At 63.7% G+C, this 17,113-nt stretch carries 15 protein-coding genes; 6 read left to right on the top strand and 9 right to left on the bottom strand.

Annotation, left to right across the window (positions count from 1 at the left end; translation table 11 throughout):
• Positions 1-20: 20 nt before the first annotated feature.
• The 5 genes from AB4Z51_RS00940 to AB4Z51_RS00920 are packed head-to-tail and all read right to left on the bottom strand — an operon-like array spanning position 21 to position 4,365.
• A complete protein-coding gene (locus AB4Z51_RS00940) occupies positions 21-713 on the bottom strand; it encodes an AprI/Inh family metalloprotease inhibitor (protein WP_441496845.1) in 693 nt (230 codons plus the stop codon).
• A complete protein-coding gene (locus AB4Z51_RS00935) occupies positions 713-1,702 on the bottom strand; it encodes a 2-hydroxyacid dehydrogenase (RefSeq protein WP_085402676.1) in 990 nt (329 codons plus the stop codon). Before AB4Z51_RS00935 ends, AB4Z51_RS00940 begins: the two co-directional genes overlap by 1 nt.
• Positions 1,702-2,520 carry an ABC transporter permease gene (locus tag AB4Z51_RS00930; RefSeq protein ID WP_038942786.1) on the bottom strand — a complete coding sequence of 273 codons (819 nt, stop codon included), beginning with the start codon at positions 2,518-2,520 and terminating at the stop codon, positions 1,702-1,704. The genes AB4Z51_RS00935 and AB4Z51_RS00930 overlap by 1 nt, the downstream gene beginning before the upstream one ends.
• Positions 2,517-3,332, bottom strand: coding sequence for an ABC transporter ATP-binding protein (locus AB4Z51_RS00925; RefSeq protein ID WP_063980698.1), 816 nt, complete (start codon positions 3,330-3,332; stop codon positions 2,517-2,519). The genes AB4Z51_RS00930 and AB4Z51_RS00925 overlap by 4 nt, the downstream gene beginning before the upstream one ends.
• Positions 3,333-3,342: 10 nt before the next feature.
• Positions 3,343-4,365 (bottom strand): ABC transporter substrate-binding protein, encoded by a 1,023-nt coding sequence (locus tag AB4Z51_RS00920; protein ID WP_085402695.1) that lies wholly within the window; start codon positions 4,363-4,365, stop codon positions 3,343-3,345.
• Between the two features lie 139 nt (positions 4,366-4,504).
• On the opposite strand from AB4Z51_RS00920, the gene AB4Z51_RS00915 reads away from it, so the two are divergent.
• The 6 genes from AB4Z51_RS00915 to AB4Z51_RS00890 all read left to right on the top strand — a co-directional run bounded on the left by AB4Z51_RS00915 (position 4,505) and on the right by AB4Z51_RS00890 (position 12,564).
• On the top strand, positions 4,505-5,311 hold the full coding sequence (locus AB4Z51_RS00915) for a creatininase family protein (protein ID WP_354118643.1): 807 nt from the start codon (positions 4,505-4,507) through the stop codon (positions 5,309-5,311).
• Between the two features lie 127 nt (positions 5,312-5,438).
• Complete coding sequence (locus AB4Z51_RS00910; protein WP_354097903.1) at positions 5,439-5,714, top strand: hypothetical protein; 276 nt, start codon at positions 5,439-5,441, stop codon at positions 5,712-5,714.
• Positions 5,715-6,110: 396 nt separating this feature from the next.
• Positions 6,111-8,078, top strand: a complete 1,968-nt coding sequence (locus tag AB4Z51_RS00905; RefSeq protein WP_441496844.1) for a carbohydrate porin — start codon at positions 6,111-6,113, stop codon at positions 8,076-8,078.
• A 28-nt stretch (positions 8,079-8,106) separates the two neighbouring features.
• On the top strand, positions 8,107-9,840 hold the full coding sequence (locus tag AB4Z51_RS00900) for an ABC transporter permease (protein WP_441496843.1): 1,734 nt from the start codon (positions 8,107-8,109) through the stop codon (positions 9,838-9,840).
• 13 nt (positions 9,841-9,853) lie between these two features.
• On the top strand, positions 9,854-11,167 hold the full coding sequence (locus tag AB4Z51_RS00895) for an ABC transporter ATP-binding protein (RefSeq protein WP_063986036.1): 1,314 nt from the start codon (positions 9,854-9,856) through the stop codon (positions 11,165-11,167).
• 110 nt (positions 11,168-11,277) lie between these two features.
• Positions 11,278-12,564: a hemolysin family protein gene (locus AB4Z51_RS00890; RefSeq protein WP_441496842.1), complete on the top strand. Its 1,287-nt coding sequence runs from the start codon at positions 11,278-11,280 to the stop codon at positions 12,562-12,564.
• A gap of 82 nt (positions 12,565-12,646) precedes the next feature.
• Here AB4Z51_RS00890 and AB4Z51_RS00885 read toward each other — a convergent pair whose 3' ends face one another.
• From AB4Z51_RS00885 to AB4Z51_RS00870, 4 genes are all read right to left on the bottom strand, one after another.
• Positions 12,647-12,886 (bottom strand): PilZ domain-containing protein, encoded by a 240-nt coding sequence (locus AB4Z51_RS00885; RefSeq protein ID WP_028159962.1) that lies wholly within the window; start codon positions 12,884-12,886, stop codon positions 12,647-12,649.
• A 100-nt stretch (positions 12,887-12,986) separates the two neighbouring features.
• Positions 12,987-14,612 (bottom strand): FMN-binding glutamate synthase family protein, encoded by a 1,626-nt coding sequence (locus AB4Z51_RS00880; protein WP_441496879.1) that lies wholly within the window; start codon positions 14,610-14,612, stop codon positions 12,987-12,989.
• Between the two features lie 202 nt (positions 14,613-14,814).
• On the bottom strand, positions 14,815-15,726 hold the full coding sequence (locus tag AB4Z51_RS00875) for a patatin-like phospholipase family protein (RefSeq protein ID WP_441496841.1): 912 nt from the start codon (positions 15,724-15,726) through the stop codon (positions 14,815-14,817).
• A gap of 342 nt (positions 15,727-16,068) precedes the next feature.
• On the bottom strand, positions 16,069-16,842 hold the full coding sequence (locus AB4Z51_RS00870; protein WP_441496840.1) for a ferredoxin--NADP reductase: 774 nt from the start codon (positions 16,840-16,842) through the stop codon (positions 16,069-16,071).
• Positions 16,843-17,113: the final 271 nt, after the last annotated feature.

Raw genomic sequence — 17,113 nt, 5'->3', positions numbered from 1 at the left:
ATCGACATCGACCGGAAGAATTATTGCCGCAGCATGATCAGGGGATCGGCGGTATCGGGGACGCGCCGCCATTGCGCGTTGTCATCGGCCTCGAACTGCCAGGCCTCGCCTGATTTCGACATCAGGACGATCTGGCCGCGCTCGAGCCGCCATTGCGCCGGATTGAACTGAGCAATCGCCGGATCGCATTTCGGCTTGACGAAGACCTGGAAATTGTCCGGCCCGGCTTCGGTGTTGGTCAGCGTCAGCCCGCACACCGGCTGGCCGTTGCCGCGCACCATCGACCAGTCGCCGATCATCTGGTCCATCGACTTGGCCATCGAGCGGGCGGCGGCGAGGTCCTGGAGGATGTAGACGCCCTCGCCCTGCCGCAGGCCTTCGAAGATGCCGGCCTCGACCTCGGTGAAGTCGATCACGGCTTCACCGGTCGCGTCCTGCAAACGAACGATGTCGAGACCCCTGACGCTCCAGGCGACGATGTCCTTCGTAAAGGGCAGCGTGGTCTTGCAGGCCGGCTCCAGCTCCAGCTTGAACCCCTGCCCCGCGGCATCGCCTTTCATCGTGACGACGCAGGTCTTGCTGCGCTCGGTGGTCGAGAGCTCCCACTGCCCAGGCATCGTCTTCTTCAGGGTCGTCGCATCCTGCGCATGCGCGATGCCGATCGCGGCCACGCAGGCCGCGACGGCGAATGCAACGACCCGAAGACCTCTCATCAGCGCCCCTTGAACGGCGTTTCCGCAACCGGCGTCAACGGCGCCTTGCCGGCGAACCAGGACTTGAGGTTGTCGACCACGAGCTGATCCATCGCGTTGCGCGTCACCACCGACGCGGAGCCGATATGCGGCAGCAGCACGACGTTCTGCATGGTCTTGAGCTCGTCCGGCACGCTCGGCTCGGCCGCGAACACGTCGAGGCCGGCGGCGAGGATGGTGCCGGACTTGAGCGCCTGGACCAGCGCCGCCTCGTCGACCACCGAGCCGCGCGCCACGTTGACCAGCACGCCGCGCGGACCGAGCGCCTTCAGCACCTCGGCATTGATCATCTTGTTGGTCGAGGCGCCGCCGGGCACGATCACCATCAGCGTGTCCACCGCCTTCGCCATCTCGATCAGATCGGGATAGTGCTTGTAGGAGACGTCCTTCGACGGATTGCGGGAGTGGTAGACCACCGGCACCAGCGAGGCATCGAGCCGGCGCGCAATGGCCTGGCCGATCCGGCCCATGCCGACGATGCCGACCTTGCGGTCGCGCAGCGAGCCGACGCTGAGCGGATAGTTCTGCGTCTGCCAGAGGCCGGAGCGGACGTAGCGGTCGGCCTTGATGAACTCACGCACGGTGGAGATCAGAAGACCCATCGCGACGTCGGCGACCTCCTCGGTCAGCACGTCGGGCGTGTTGGTGACGATGATGTTGTGCTCGGCCGCGTATTTGGCGTCGACGTGGTCGTAGCCGACGCCGAAGCTCGCCACCATCTCGATCTTGGGCAATTGCGACAGCGAGTCCCTGTCGGCACGCACGGTGTGATAGGTCACCGCCACGCCGCGGATCTTTTCGCGGATCGCCGGTGTCAGCCGCTCGAGATCGCCCCGGGTCTCCGCCTTGTGCACGACGAAATGATCGGAAAAACCGTTGTCGAGAATTGGCCGCACCGGCCCATAGATCAGAAGGTCGATCTTTTCGGACGAAATCGAACCGGTAGTCATCAGTTTTCCTTTCCAAGCGCRCTCTCGTGCCAGCGCCGTAAAACGAGGTGGGAAACTAGCGCCAGCACCCCATAGATGACAATCCCGGCCAACGACAACAGCAGCAGCGCTGCGAACATGCGGGGTATGTTCAATCGATAGCCGGATTCGGCGATCCTGTAGGCGAGCCCGGAGCCCGCGCCGGCGGTGCCGGCCGCGATTTCGGCCACAACCGCGCCGATCAGCGACAGGCCGCCGGCAATGCGCAGGCCCCCGAGGATATAGGGCAGCGCCGCTGGCAGCTTCAGGAAGCGCAGGGTTTGCGGCGGCGAGGCGCCATAGAGCTGGAACAGGCCGGCAAGGTTGCGATCGACCGAATTCAGCCCGAGCGTGGTGTTGGACAGCACCGGGAAAAAGGCAACGATGAAGGCGCAGACGACGACCGCGGTCTGCTGCTCCAGATAGATCAGGAGCAGCGGTGCAATCGCGATGACAGGAGTCACCTGGAGGACGATTGCATAGGGGAATAGCGAATATTCCACCCATTTCGACTGGTTGAACAGCAGCGCCAGCGCGATGCCGCCGATGCTGGCGGCGACAAAACCTTCGAGCGTGGTCAGCAGCGTGGTCGCGAGCGATTGTGACAGCACCGCCCAGTCCTTGATCAGCGTCAGGAAGATGACGGAGGGTGCTGGCAGAACGTAAGGCGGGATGTCCTTGATGCGGACGACCAGTTCCCAGGCCGCGAGTCCGGCCGCGAACACGATGACGGGAAGCACGAAGCGCATCGCGCGTTGCGCGCCGGATGGTTTTGCGGTAACGGCAGCTTGCGCGTTCATAGCATCGATTGCCCCGAATAGGACGGCGCCAGCGCGGCCGACACTTTCCGGCAATAATTGGAATAGGCGGCCGAGGTCCGAAACTCCTCACCGCGCGGCTCGACCGTCTCGATGCGGATATCGGCCTGGATGCGGCCGGGCCGCGCGGTCATGACCACGACCCGCTGCGACAGGTAGACGGATTCGAACACCGAATGGGTGACGAAGATGACGGTCTTGCCCAGGGCTCGCCACAGCGCGAGCAGGTCGTTGTTGAGGCGAAAGCGCGTGATCTCGTCGAGCGCGGCGAACGGCTCATCCATCAGGAGGATATCAGGGTCGGTGACGAGCGCACGCGCCAGCGACACCCGCATCTTCATGCCGCCGGAGAGCTCGCGTGGGAAAGCATCGGCGAAATCGGCAAGACCCACGCTGGCCAATGCCTCATCGGCCCGCGCGCGCGCCTCCGCCTTCGGAACGCCTGCGAGCCTCAAGGGCAGCCGCACATTCTCGCGCACGCTGGTCCAGGGCATCAGCGTCGGCTCCTGGAACACGAAGCCGATGCCATGACCCGGCAGCACATCGCCCTCGTGGCGCGCCACCCGCACGATGCCGGACGATGGCGCGCTGAGCTCTGCGATCAGGCGCAGCGCAGTGGACTTGCCGCAACCGGACGGGCCCAGCAGCGAGATGAACTCGCCCTTGCGAACGGCAAGGTCGAGCGGGCCGAGCGCCATGACGCCATTGTCATACGCCTTCGTCACGCCGCGCAGGCTGACGGCGAGAGCCGTCAGTCCGGCCTCGACCCCGGACGAGCTTTTGACGGATGACATGGACCTTGCGCTACGGCTTGCTCGGGCGCAGCTCGACGCCGACGCCCTTGTTGACGAAGCGCAGCGTATAGGACTTGCGGAAGTCGAGATCCGCCTTCACGACGCCGGCCTTCACCATCTTGTTGAAGAAGGACGTGTAGCGCTCGTCGCTCATCGCGCCGATGCCGTTCTTCAAGGACTCGCCGGAATCGACGATGCCGTATTCCTTCATCTTGGCGACGGAATAGGCGAGCAGCTCGTCGGTCATCTCCGGGTTGAGCTTCTTGATCATGGCATTGCCCGCGGAATTGTCGCGGTAGATGTAATTGTACCAGCCGACCATGGAGGCATCGACGAAGCGCTGCACCAGGTCCGGCTTCTTCTCGACCATGTCGCGGCGCGTCTCGATCAGGGTCGAATAGGTGTTGAAGCCGTAATCGGCAAGCAGCAGCACATTCGGCTTGAAGCCGGCGGCCTTCTCGACCGCGAAGGGCTCGGAGGTGACGTAGCCCTGCATCGCGCTCTTGGGGTTGGCGATGAAGGGCTGCGGATTGAAATTGTAGGGACGGACGTTCTTCTCGTTGAAGCCGTATTCGGACTTCAGCCACTGGAAGTAGCTGGTCATGCCCTCCTTGGAGACGAACAAGGTCAGCGGCTTGAGATCCTCGATCTTGGCGACCTTGGCGTCCGGCTGCGTCAGCATCACCTGCGGATCCTTCTGGAAGACCGCTGCGATGGTGACGACGGGGACGTTATTCGCCACCGCGTCGAACGACATCAGCGTGTTCGCGGCCATGAAGAAATCGATCTTGCCGGCGATCAGCAGCATCCGGTTGTTCTCGTTCGGACCGCCGGGAACGATGGTGACGTCGAGCCCGTATTTCTTGTAGGTGCCGTCGGCGACCGCCTGGAAGAAACCGCCATGCTCGGCCTCGGCGACCCAGTTGGTGCCGAAGGTGACCTTGTCCAGCGTCTCGGCGCGCACCGGCGCGAGAGAGACGAAAGCGGCCATCAAGCTCGCCGTTAACGCTCGCCGCAGATGAGAGGGGGTCATGATGGCACTCCGTCGATCGTGGCTGGCCGATGTGAAGGCAACGCGATAGAACCGCATGAAGTTCGGGGACGCGAGCCGGCCAGGCCCGCGTCCCCTGATAACCCCAAAATACGCGACAAATTCGGGCAAAGAAACCACGATGACGCCGTCTCGCGACTGGATCGACATCAACTGGGCCGATGGGAGCCTTGCGGACGTGTCGCGCTGGATCGCGGTGCTGCCGCTGGCGGCGACCGAGCAGCACGGCCCGCATCTGCCGCTCGAGACCGACGTGCTGATCGCGGACGCGTATCTCGCGCGCGTGCGCGAGCTGTTGCCCGCAAATGTTCCGGCGACGTTCCTGCCCGTTGAACCGGTCGGGATTTCCACCGAGCATATCGACTATCCGGGCACGCAGACGCTGCCGACCGAGGTGGCGCTGAAGCGATGGACCGCAATCGGCGAGGACATCGCGCGGCGCGGCGTGAAGAAGCTCGTCATCATCACCAGCCATGGCGGCAACAGCGCGGCAATGATGCTGGTCGCGCAGGATCTTCGCGCGCATCACAAGCTCTTTGTGGTGACGACGTCGTGGTCGCGGCTGTCGGGCGCGGAGAAACTGTTCCCGGCCGATGAGGTGCGCCACGGCATTCACGGCGGCGCCGTCGAGACGTCGATCATGCTGGCACGCTATCCCGATCAGGTGCGCAAGGATGCGATCGCGGATTTTCCCGCGAGCAGCATCGCCATGGAAAAGCAGTATCGCTGGCTGTCGACACAGCGGCCCGCGCCGTTCGCCTGGCAGGCGCAGGATCTCCACACGAGCGGCGCGATCGGCAACGCGACGCTGGCCGTCCCCGAGAAGGGTGCGCAGCTGCTCGATCAGGGCGCGGCGGCTTTCTGCGAGCTGCTGGCCGAGGTCGATAACTTCGACGTGAACAGGCTCGCCAAAGGGCCTCTCGGCTAGCTCGCATCCGACTGGAATCATTCAGGAAACATCCTGGCTGCACGCCCGCTTTTGCGGGATTCGAACCGGACGCGACAAGCCTCCGTCCAACTGGGCACGCGGACCACAACGGACCGCCTCAACCCGGATGGAGTTTCACATGTCGATCAAGACCAGGATTGCCGCCGTCGCGCTCGCTGCCCTCGCCGTCACCGGCAGCATCGTGTCCACCACCTCCTCGGCCGAAGCCAAGCAGCCCGGCTGGGTCTGGGGTGTGGGTGCCGGCATCGCCACCGCCGCCGTCGTCGGCTCCGCGATCGCCGCCAGCAACGACCCCTATTACTACGGCTATCACCGCTGCGGCTGGGTCGCCCAGTACAACGCCTTCGGCCAGTACGTCGGCCGCGTTCGTACTTGCTACTGATTTGAGTACCTGAGGCCGATCTCACGTGGATCCCGCGTTCGACACGGGCGCCTCATCCACCCCGTGTCGTGCCCCCGACCCGCCCGGCTGTCCCCCCGGGCGGGTCATTCATTTTGGACCTGAGAATTTGTTGCAGCTTCGTCACACAAGAGTGCGAACCATCCGCTGCGGCAATCCGTGCCAGTTGCTATTGCGAATTAATCGCAATAAGGTTTGTAACAAGCACAGGGGCTTGGGAAGAAATCGCGTCGAATCGGGATCGTCTGGTCCGATCGCGTGAACAACCAAGACTTCGTGACAGGGTCGCCGCGAATCTGCAGGGATATCGCGGCGAATAGGACACATTCGCGTTTGGGGGCGTGCGTTTTGAAGTTGAGAGGTCACCGACACCGGTATTTGCGAACGGCCGCGGCGATTGCCTCGGGCGTGCTGGCTTTTCCCGCCGCCGTACACGCGGCCGATCTGCCGCTGAAGGCGCCGGCGCTGAAAGCGGTCTATGACTGGACCGGCCTCTATATCGGCGCGCATGCCGGCTACAGCCGTGGCTCGTCCAGCTTCGCGCTGAACGACGGCACCGCGATCAACGGCAGCGGCGTCTTCAGCGGCATGATCGGCGGCGTGCAGGCCGGCTACAACTACCGGCTCAACTCCGGCTGGCTCGTCGGCGTCGAAGGCGATTTTTCGTTTCCCAATTACATCACCTCCAACTCGATCGTTTCCTTCCTCGCGACACCTGCCAACACGGTCATCCAGCAGTGGGACTACACCGCCAGCCTGCGCGGCCGCGTCGGCTACACCAGCGGTCCATGGCTCGTCTATGCCACCGGCGGCTTTGCGTGGATGGGCGAGCGCTATTTCGACACGCCGGCCGCGGGCGACGTCCCGAAAATCCTGAACACGCGGCCCGGCTGGATCGCGGGTGCCGGCATCGAATACGGCTTCGCGCCGCATTGGAGCGCACGGCTCGAATATCTCCATAGCCGCTTCGACGGCGCCAACGTCGCCTTCTCCACGGGGGCCCAATACACCTCCTCGCCGCTCGACTTCCAGTCGATCAGGCTCGGGCTCAACCGCAAGGTCGATTGGCCGGGCATGCCGAGCTACAATCCGAAGAGCTCCCTGATCGACACGGAATCGGATCGCTGGGAGATTCACGGTCAGAGCACTTATCTGCCGCAAGGCTATCCGTCGTTCCCCGCTCTCTACAGCGGAACAAACTCGCTCTCGCCTTCAACCCAGGCCAAGGCGACCTGGAGCAACAGCCTGTTCCTGAACGCGCGGCTGTGGGACGGCGGCGAGGTCTATTACAATCCCGAACTGCTCCAGGGATTTGGACTGAACGACACGGTGGGCGCGGCAGGCTTTCCCAACGGCGAAGCGCAGAAGTCGAACTTCCCCTATCCGCATTACAACACCTCGCGGCTGTTCGTGCGCCAGACGTTCGGCTTTGGCGGCGAGCAGGAAGAGCTCGCGAGCGGCCAATTGCAGCTTGCGCAGAAGGTCGACATTTCCCGGCTCACAGTGCAAGCCGGCAAGTTCGCGGTGATCGACGTGTTCGACGGCAATGCCTTTGCCAAGGACACCCGCAAGGATTTCATGAACTGGTCGCTGTGGGCGCCGGGCGCCTTCGACTATTCCGCCGACAAGGTCGGTCTCACCTATGGCGTCACCGCCGAGCTCAACCAGAAGCAATGGGCGCTGCGCGGCGGCTATTTCCTGATGGTCGCGGAGTCCAATTCGAATCATTTCGACACCAGGGTCGGGGAACGCGGTCAGTACGCGATCGAGCTGGAGACGCGGTTCTCGCTGCTCGGCCAACCTGGCAAGCTCAGGACCATGGGCTGGGTCGACAGCGCCAACATGGGCAGCTTCCGCGAGACGCTGGACAATCCTGCGCTCAATCTCGACATCGCGCAGACCCGCCGCGGCCGCCTCAAGGTCGGCTACGTCGTCAACCTCGAGCAGGCGATCACAGAGGATATCGGGCTGTTCGGCCGCTGGAGCTGGAACGACGGCAAGACCGAAACACTCGCCTTCACCGACATCAACAGCAGCCTAGCCGGCGGACTGTCGATCAAGGGCACGAAATGGGGCCGGCCTGACGACGTCGTCGGCATCGGCGGCGCGGTCAATGCTATCTCGCAGGATTATCGCGACTTCCTGGCCGCCGGCGGCCTCGGTGTTCTCATCGGCGACGGCGCTCTCAACTACCGCAAGGAGCGCATCCTTGAGGCCTACTATGCCTATTCGGTGAACAAGAACGTCACGCTGACCGCGGACTATCAATTGATCACAAACCCGGCCTATAACGCCGACCGCGGGCCGGTCTCGATCTTCTCGGGCCGCCTGCACGCAGAGTTCTAGCCCAAAATTCCAGCCCAAGGGCGGGCCTATGAAGCCGAGAGATATCCGCACGGCCGCGATCGGCCGGGCGCTACTCCCCAATGTCTGGGATGTCGCGGCGCTGATCCTCGTGATCGGCGCCATGGTCCTGATCGTCTATGGCGGCGAGCAGACCACGGCGCCGCTGTCCGAGCTCGAGCGCGCACCGGTCACGCTCGATCCGGCAAACCTTCCGCTTTACGCCTTGCGCACCGTCTTACGGATGCTGCTCGCCATCGTCTGTTCGACGGTCTTCACCTTCATCTACGCGGCGATCGCAGCCAAGAGCCGGCGAGCCGAATTGGTGATGATCCCGCTGCTGGATATTTTGCAATCCGTCCCGATCCTGGGCTTCCTCACCTTCACCGTCGTGTTCTTCATGAATTTGTTTCCGGGGCAGGTGCTCGGCGCCGAGCTCGCCTCGGTGTTCGCGATCTTCACCAGCCAGGCCTGGAACATGACGTTCAGCCTGTACCAGTCGATCCGCAACGTTCCGAAGGATCTGGAAGAGGCCACGCAAAGCTTCCATTTGTCCGGCTGGCAGCGCTTCTGGCGCCTCGACGTCCCCTTCGCGATGCCCGGCCTGATCTGGAACGCAATGATGTCGATGTCGGGCGGCTGGTTCTTCGTGGTGGCCTCGGAGGCGATCACCGTCGGCAACACCACGGTGACGCTGCCGGGCATCGGCTCCTATGTCGCGATGGCAATTCAGCAGCAGGATTTGCCGGCGATCCTCTACGCCATGCTGGCGATGCTGCTCGTGATCATCGCCTATGATCAGCTGCTGTTCCGCCCCATCGTCGCCTGGGCCGACAAATTCCGCTTCGAGCAGACCGCCTCAGGCGAGGCGCCGGCCTCCTGGATGCTCGACCTGTTCCGCCGGACTCGGGCGCTGCGTGCGCTGACCCTTCCTTTCGCGGCGCTGAACCGCGCGATCTCGAACTTGCGCATTCCGCTGCCGAAGCTGCCGCCCGCGGCACCAGGTCAAGACCAGACGTCACGCCTCGTCGATACGGTCTGGATCGCATTGATCCTCGCCGGCACGGCCTATGCCGCCTGGCTGACCTATCGCTATCTCTCGGCCAGTCTCGGAATGTCCGACGTTCTCGTCGTCATCAGGGACGGGCTCATCACGTTGTTGCGCGTCGCCATCCTGATCACCCTCGCCACGCTGATCTGGGTGCCGGTTGGCGTGTGGATCGGGCTTCGCCCGAAGCTCGCCGAACGAATCCAGCCGCTGGCCCAGTTTCTGGCGGCCTTCCCGGCCAATCTCGCCTTCCCCGTCTTTGTCGTCGCCATTGTCAGCTTCAAGCTCAATCCAGACATCTGGCTGAGCCCGCTGATGATCCTGGGCACGCAGTGGTACATCCTGTTCAATGTGATCGCGGGCGCCAGCGCCTTCCCGAGCGATCTGCGCGAAGCCGCCGGCAGCTTCCATCTCCGGGGATGGCGATGGTGGTTTAAGGTGATACTGCCCGGCGTCTTTCCTTATTACATCACCGGCGCGATCACGGCGTCCGGCGGCTCCTGGAATGCGTCGATCGTCGCGGAGGTCGCAAGCTGGGGCGACACGCATCTGAAGGCCACCGGACTCGGCGCCTATATTGCTTCCGCCACGGAAGCCGGCGACTTCCCGCGCGTCGTGCTCGGAATTGCCACGATGTGCATCCTGGTGACGTTGTTCAATCGTCTGGTCTGGCGGCCRCTCTATGCCTTCGGCGAGCGTCGCTTGCGGCTCGGCTGACGAGGAGACCATCATGCTCGATCAACCCTCTGCGCTCATCGACATCCGCGGTGTCTGCCGATCTTTCCCGAAAGGCAGCGGCGAACAGCTCCTGGTGCTGGACAAGGTCGACCTGACGATCCGCTCGGGCGAGATCGTCGGCCTGCTCGGCCGCTCCGGCTCCGGCAAGTCCACCTTGCTGCGGATCATCGCCGGTCTGGTCAGCCCGTCTGCGGGACAGGCGACCTGTCGCGGCGAGATCATCGTCGGGCCACCGAACGGCGTCGCCATGGTGTTCCAGTCATTCGCGTTGTTTCCCTGGTTGACCGTGCTCCAGAACGTCGAGCTCGGGCTCGAAGCGCTGGGCGTCGATGCCACCGAGCGCCACAAGCGCGCTCTTGCTGCGATCGACCTGATCGGCCTTGACGGGTTTGAGTCCGCCTTCCCGAAGGAACTGTCGGGTGGCATGCGGCAGCGCGTCGGCTTCGCCCGCGCGCTGGTGGTGCATCCGGACCTCCTGCTGATGGACGAGCCGTTCTCGGCACTCGACGTCCTCACGGCCGAGACACTGCGCACGGACCTGATCGACCTCTGGATCGAGGGCCGGTTGCCGATCAAATCGATCCTGATGGTGACGCACAATATCGAGGAGGCGGTCCTGATGTGCGATCGCATCCTGGTGTTCTCATCCAATCCAGGGCGTGTCGCCGCCGAGATCAAGGTCGACATGCCGCATCCGCGCAACCGGCTCGACCCCCATTTCCGGCAGCTCGTCGACAACATCTACGCGCGCATGACCCAACGCGCCGAACCGAAGGCGCCCCCCGTCGAAGGCATCCTGGGCTCCGGTGTCGGCATGACCCTGCACCACGTATCGTCCAACGTGCTGTCGGGCCTGATCGAGACGCTGGCGGGGCCGCCCTATCACGGACACGCCGACCTGCCCGTGCTCGCAAGCCAGCTCCAGCTCGAGGCCGACGAGATCCTCCACCTCGGCGAGTCCCTGCAACTGCTGCGCTTCGCCCAGCTGAGCGAAGGTGACCTGATGCTCACCGACACGGGCAAGCGTTTTGCCCATCTCGAAACCGACGCACGCAAGAAGCTGTTCGCCGAACATCTCGTCACTTACGTGCCGGTGATGGGATTGATTCGCCGCGTGCTCGACGAACGTCCCTCCCATACCGCCCCCGCGGCACGGTTCCGCAACGAGCTCGAAGACTACATGTCCGAGGACTATGCGGACGAGACGCTCAGGACCGTGGTGTCCTGGGGACGTTATGGCGAGCTGTTCGCATATGACGAGCAGTCGGAGACGTTCAGCCTCGAAAACCCGGGCGAGAGCGCTTGATCCCGCCTGCGGCAATTTGGTCGGGAACCGGACAAATTGTGCATCGAGTTCATATATAAGGGGCTTGGTCCGGCGTTCGCCGGGTCAAGTATCCCTTCTCCTTGCGCACAATGTTGTCCGTCGAAATCATCATCGTCGTCGTCCTGATCGTCATTAACGGCCTGTTGTCCATGTCCGAGCTGGCCGTGGTCTCGTCCCGCCCGGCCCGGCTGTCGCTGCTCGCAGCCAAGGGTGTGCGCGGCGCCGAGCGGGCGCTGACGCTGGCGGCCGATCCCGGAAAGTTCCTCTCGACGGTGCAGATCGGCATCACGCTGGTCGGCGTGCTCTCGGGCGCGTTCTCCGGCGCGACGCTCGGACAGCGGCTGACGCAATGGCTGGTCGAGCTCGGCCTGTCCTCAGGGATTGCCGACATCGTCGGCGTCGGCATCGTCGTCACGCTCATCACCTACGCCACCCTGATCGTCGGCGAGCTGGTGCCGAAGCAGGTGGCGCTGCGCGACCCCGAGAGCATCGCGGTCAAGGTCGCGCCCGCGATGCACGTTCTGGCGCGTATCTCGCTGCCGCTCGTCTTCCTGCTCGATCTCTCCGGCAAGCTGATCCTCACGCTGCTCGGGCGCGGCGGCAAGGCCGAGGAGAAGGTCTCGGAGGACGAGATCCATCACCTCGTCAGCGAAGCCGAGAACGCGGGCGTGCTGGAGTCGGGCGAAAAGGAGATGATCGCGGGCGTCATGCGGCTCGGCGACCGGCCGGTCGGCGCGATCATGACGCCGCGCACGGAGGTCAACGAGATCGATCTGAACGATGCGCCGGAGGCCATTCAAGCGATCATCGCGAAGAGCCCGCATTCGCGCTTTCCCGTCTCGGACGGCGATCGCGACAAGCCGATCGGCGTGCTCCAGGCCAAGGACCTGCTGGTTGCCTACATGAACGAGCGCACGCCGGATCTGCGAGCGCTGGTGCGCGAGGCGCCCGGCATTCCGGCATCAGCCGACGCCCGCGACGTGCTGGCGATCCTGAAAGCCGCTCCGGTTCATGTCGGTCTGGTCTACGACGAATACGGCGCCTTCGAGGGTATCGTGACGACGGCTGACATTCTGGAATCGATCGTCGGCGCCTTCCATTCCGAGGAGGGACCGCCGGAGCCGGCCTATGTCAGGCGCGATGACGGCTCGCTGCTGGTCTCCGGCTGGATGCCGGTCGACGAGTTCGGCGAGTTGCTCGGCGTCGAGCTGCCGCCGCACCGCTACAACACGGTGGCGGGCCTGGTGCTGCAACAGTTCAACGTGCTGCCGAATGTCGGCGATGCCTTCGACTTCGCCGGCTGGCATATCGAGGTGGTCGATCTCGACGGACGCAGGATCGACAAGATTCTGGCGGGCCGGTTGAGTGAGGTCTAGACGGGGTGATTGCGCACCCAACCCTCCACCCGTCGTCCCGGACAAGCGCGCCCTAAGCGCGCGCCGATCAAACGCAGACCGCTCACCCGAACCGCACGCCGATCCGCTTCTCCTTGCGCCAGACGACCGTGCAGGCGAGATGCGTTCCGTCGGCCTGGATGACCAGAGTGAAGCGCTCGGGGATACCGACCGGACTGGTGACATCGAGCGCGGCACCAGTATCGGAGAAATTGCGGACGGTGCAGTCGATCGCGCCGCCGCCGAACTCGATGGTTCCGGCTTTCAGCACGCGGTGCCTGGCTTTGTCGCGTCGCTCGTCCATGGGGCCAATTTACACCCCAAGCTGACACAGACGTTAAAACACAACCACAATCCCGATGAATTTTTACCGCCGCAGGATGCGGCGGATCATGCGGTGGCCCCTACGGCGCCGGCTGGAACGTCTCCGCCCGCGCCATCAGCCAGGCATCGCGGAAGCGCGGATCTTCGGTGCCTTCGAGCAGCTCGCCCGGACGCAGCGACGGATAGAGCTGCGCAAAGGATCGCACCTGGGTGGTCGATGTCCGCTGGCTGAAGTGGATCGGGCGCAGCTGCTGCGGATGTTCGAGGCCGGCCGCGGCGATCAGCTCGGTGAGCGAGTGCAGTGTGGCATGGTGATAATTATGCACGCGGTCGATCTTGAGCGGCACATAGAGCGCACGCGCACGTGTCGGGTCCTGGGTCGCAACCCCGGTCGGGCAGCGGTCGGTGTGGCAGCTCAGCGACTGGATGCAGCCCAGCGAGAACATGAAGCCGCGCGCCGAGTTGCAATAGTCAGCGCCAATCGCCATCGCCCGCGCCATGTCGAAGGCGGTCGCGATCTTGCCGGATGCGCCGATCCTGATGCGGTCGCGCGCATTGATGCCGACCAGTGCGTTGTGGACGAAATTGACGCCCTCGCGCATCGGCATGCCCAGATGGTCCATGAACTCCAGCGGCGCGGCGCCGGTGCCGCCTTCATTGCCATCGACGACGATGAAATCCGGATAGATGCCGGTCTCCAGCATCGCCTTGCAGATCGCCAGGAATTCCCAGGGATGACCGATGCACAGCTTGAAGCCGGCCGGCTTGCCGCCGGACAAGCGTCGCATCTCGGCGATGAACTGCATCATGCCAACAGGCGTGGAGAAGGCGCGGTGCGAGGCCGGCGAAATGCAGTCCTCGCCCATCGTGACGCCGCGGATTTTTGAGATCTCCTCCGACACCTTCGCAGCCGGCAGCACGCCGCCATGGCCGGGCTTGGCGCCCTGGCTGATCTTGAGCTCGACCATCTTGATCTGGTCCTGGCTCGCGACGCGCGCGAATGCCTCCGGATCGAACGTGCCGTCGAGATGACGGCAACCGAAATAGCCGGAGCCGATCTCCCAGATGATGTCGCCGCCCATCTCGCGATGGTAGGGACTGAAGCCGCCCTCGCCGGTGTCATGCGCGAAGCCGCCCTTCCTAGCGCCGGCATTGAGCGCGCGCACGGCGTTCGGGCTGAGCGCGCCGAAGCTCATCGCGGAGATGTTGAACACCGATGCCGAATATGGCTTTGCGCAATCGGGGCCGCCGATGGGGACGCGAAACTTCTCCTCGGCATGCGTCTTCGGCGAGACCGAGTGATGCATCCACTCGTAGCCCTCGCGGTAGACGTCCTCCTGGGTGCCGAACGGGCGCTTGTCGAGCTCCATCTTGGCGCGCTGATAGACCAGCGAGCGGGTATCGCGCGAGAACGGCATGCCGTCCTTCTCGCTCTCGAAGAAATACTGCCGCATCTCGGGGCGTATCTCTTCAAGCAGAAAACGGATATGCGCCGAGATCGGATAGTTGCGCAGCACCGCGTGACTCTTCTGCATGAGATCGCGGACGCCGAGCAGCGTGAGAGCGCCGAAGATCAGGATCGGGATCAGCAGGATGTCGAAGATCTTGCCATCGGCGAGACCGATGCCGATCAGCAGCGCGGTGACGACCGCGCAGATGGTCAGCACGATGAAGCGCGGCGAGAACGGCAGCAGCAGGGTTTCCATCAGCCCTTCGGGCGAAGCTTGCGTCTTGTTATCGTTGGCCACGACCACATCCCTCTCGTCAGTCTGACAGGGCATGATACGCCCGCGCCACGTCCATGGTTATGACGCGGACCCCGCCTTGAGGCTACCGAATCCGGATGCCGCAAATCAATCCATCCCGCGGCGGGCTTCGCAGTGCAATAGATTCAAATGAAATGACAAATCAGTGACCATGAGGCTGCGCCTCGTGCGGAATGACGCCGTGCTGCTCGAGGCCGCCTCGCGCCAGCCAGGCATCGGTGCTCGCGACCGCACGCTCGATATGGTCGTCGGTCCGCGAAAAATCGTAGGGCGATCCCACCAGCGGACAGAGCGGCGGCACCACGACATATTCGATGTCGGACGCCACCCCCTCGAGCTCCGCCACCAATTGCCGGGCGATCAGCAGCGTCAGCGCATGCAGGGCATTGGCAACCGCGCCCACCGGCGGGTCCTTCACCGCGCAGGCGTGTCCGGTCGGCAGCACGACCAGCCGTTTTGCGCCTTTCTTGATCGCGACCCGGACCGGCGTGTTCGAGGAGAGCGCGCCGTCGGCCAGGAAACGATTGCGGTAGTAGACCGGCGAGAACGCGCCGGGGATCGCAGTGGACGCCAGGATCGCGTCCACCGTCGCCCCCTCCGACAACACCACGCTCTCTCCGGAGACGAAATCGGTGGTGACGATGTGCACCGGAAGCGCGGCATCTTCGAGGTTGCGATAGGGGATGTGGTCCTCGACCAGCTTGCGGATGCCGTCATGGGGAATCAGGAAATCGCGCCGCCACATGAATCCGGCGAGGCTCTTCCAGGTGACCGGGAAGACATCATGACGCTTCAGGCCGCGCCAGACCGCCTCCAGCCCCAGCACGCCCTTGAGCGAGGGGTCGCCGGCATAATAGGCGCCGTTGATCGCGCCGACGCTGGAGCCGACGACGAGATCGGCGACGACCCCGTGCCGCGCCAGTGAATGCATCATGCCAACCTGGATCGCTCCAAAACTGCCGCCGCCCGCCAGCACGAAGGCAGTCGGTTTCGGCGGACCATGGTCGATCACGGACAAGATTTGCGCAGCTCCCCAGCTCTCGCATTGCAACATCGCGGCGAGATTTTGGCGCGAGCTTATAACAAGGGGCGCGCGAGACGCGCCAATAACAAAGTCGGGGGAGGATGGTGAGGGACGTGGATGGCTGGCGAGTGTGCGGCGGGATGCCAGCCAAACTCTCCGCCGTCGTCCCCGCGAACGCGGGGCCACATAACCACAGGGAGAGGTTATGGCGCGAGCTGATAACCACTAGCCGTCGCCAAACCACTTCCTGTGGTTATGGGTCCCGGGCTCGCGCTTCCGCCTTCGCTCTTCGAGCTACGGCGGACAAGTCGCGCGCCCCGGGACGACACCGATGTTTTGGCTACGGAGCGTCAATCAAAAGCCGAACGGCGCTTACCGCTCGACGAACGCCTTCTCGATCACAAAATGGCCGGGCTTGTTGCCGCTTCCCTCGATGAAATCGCGACCTTCGAACATCACCTTCAGCTCTTCCAGCATCGCCGGGCTGCCGCACATCATGATGCGGTCGGTTTCGATGTCGAGCGGGCCCTGTCCGATATCGTTGAAGATCTGCTCGGAGTTGATGAGGTCGGTGATGCGGCCACGGTTCTTGAACGGCTCGCGGGTCAYGGTCGGATAGTAGATCAGCTTGTCCGCCAGCAGCTCCCCGAACAGCTCGTCCTCGCGCAAGGAAGCAACCAGCTTCTCGCCATAGGCAAGCTCGGAGACCTGGCGGCAGCCATGCACCAGCACGATGCTGTCGAACTGGTCGTAGACCTCGGGGTCCTTGATCAGGCTGGCGAAGGGCGCGAGACCGGTGCCGGTCGAGAGCAGCATCAGCCGCTTGCCGGGAATGAGGTTGTCGGTGATCAGCGTGCCGGTCGCCTTGCGGCCGACCAGGATGGTGTCGCCTTCCTTGATCTTCTGCAGGCGCGAGGTCAGCGGACCGTCCTGAACCTTGATCGAGAAGAACTCGAGCTCTTCCTCGTGGTTGGCGCTCGCCATGCTGTAGGCGCGCAGCAGCGGACGGCCGTCGACCTCGAGGCCGATCATGGCGAACTGGCCGTTCTGGAAGCGGAAGCCGGTGTCGCGCGTGGCGCGGAAGCTGAACAGCGTATCGGTCCAGTGCTGGACGGAAAGAACCTTCTCTCGGTAAAACGCGCTCATGATTTTCGATATTCCGAATAATTGCGGTTTTAGGGCAAAAGCATTGCCCGGCCCCTGAAAGCGGGGCGGACACCATTGCCATGGCGGAGGATTTCGCGTGTGTGATCTACGCCATTGAGGCCAATAATCAACCTCGTTCCGGATGCAATTGATGCCGCTCAAACCGGCATTTGCGGCGGAAATGGCCACATCATTAATGAATCTGCTGCCGGGCATGCGCGGCGGGCAATTTCTTTTCCCTTCAGGGCCTGATTGCAGCACTTAATTTCCG

This window comes from Bradyrhizobium sp. 2TAF36 (genome assembly GCF_052114925.1).
GTDB classification, from domain to species: Bacteria; Pseudomonadota; Alphaproteobacteria; order Rhizobiales; family Xanthobacteraceae; genus Bradyrhizobium; species Bradyrhizobium barranii.
This window is presented reverse-complemented; position numbering and strand designations above follow the sequence as displayed.

Bases quoted from the DNA above. Each gene is read 5' to 3' on its own strand.
- AB4Z51_RS00880 (WP_441496879.1), bottom strand. From the start codon at position 14,612: ATGGAAACCCTGCTGCTGCCGTTCTCGCCGCGCTTCATCGTGCTGACC.
- AB4Z51_RS00920 (WP_085402695.1), bottom strand. From the start codon at position 4,365: ATGACCCCCTCTCATCTGCGGCGAGCGTTAACGGCGAGCTTGATGGCC.
- AB4Z51_RS00935 (WP_085402676.1), bottom strand. From the start codon at position 1,702: ATGACTACCGGTTCGATTTCGTCCGAAAAGATCGACCTTCTGATCTAT.
- AB4Z51_RS00885 (WP_028159962.1), bottom strand. From the start codon at position 12,886: ATGGACGAGCGACGCGACAAAGCCAGGCACCGCGTGCTGAAAGCCGGA.
- AB4Z51_RS00875 (WP_441496841.1), bottom strand. From the start codon at position 15,726: ATGTTGCAATGCGAGAGCTGGGGAGCTGCGCAAATCTTGTCCGTGATC.
- AB4Z51_RS00925 (WP_063980698.1), bottom strand. From the start codon at position 3,332: ATGTCATCCGTCAAAAGCTCGTCCGGGGTCGAGGCCGGACTGACGGCT.
- AB4Z51_RS00940 (WP_441496845.1), bottom strand. From the start codon at position 713: ATGAGAGGTCTTCGGGTCGTTGCATTCGCCGTCGCGGCCTGCGTGGCC.
- AB4Z51_RS00910 (WP_354097903.1), top strand. From the start codon at position 5,439: ATGGAGTTTCACATGTCGATCAAGACCAGGATTGCCGCCGTCGCGCTC.
- AB4Z51_RS00890 (WP_441496842.1), top strand. From the start codon at position 11,278: ATGTTGTCCGTCGAAATCATCATCGTCGTCGTCCTGATCGTCATTAAC.
- AB4Z51_RS00915 (WP_354118643.1), top strand. From the start codon at position 4,505: ATGACGCCGTCTCGCGACTGGATCGACATCAACTGGGCCGATGGGAGC.
- AB4Z51_RS00895 (WP_063986036.1), top strand. From the start codon at position 9,854: ATGCTCGATCAACCCTCTGCGCTCATCGACATCCGCGGTGTCTGCCGA.